Raw genomic sequence first — 235 nt, 5'->3', positions numbered from 1 at the left:
CCGCTGTTCCAGATCAACCCGGCACCGTTCAAGGCCGACATGGATACGGCCGCGGCGGCCCTGCAACGCGCGCAAGCCGCGCTCGAACGGGCCAAGGTGCAGACGACGCGGCTCAAACCGCTGGTCGAGGCCGACGCGATCAGCCGGCAGGTGTACGACGACTCGGTGTCCCAACGCGACCAGGCCGCCGCCGACGTCGCACAGGCCCGCGCGACGCTCGCACGACGCCAGCTCG

Annotated in this window: 1 pseudogene; it reads left to right on the top strand. The window is 71.5% G+C overall.

Annotated elements, in window-relative coordinates:
* A pseudogene (locus SB816_RS35075) lies at window positions 1-235 on the top strand (efflux transporter periplasmic adaptor subunit); the annotation flags it as partial.

Source organism: Achromobacter sp. SIMBA_011, assembly GCF_046535435.1.
In the GTDB taxonomy this organism is placed as follows: domain Bacteria; phylum Pseudomonadota; class Gammaproteobacteria; order Burkholderiales; family Burkholderiaceae_B; genus Achromobacter; species Achromobacter dolens.
This window is presented reverse-complemented; position numbering and strand designations above follow the sequence as displayed.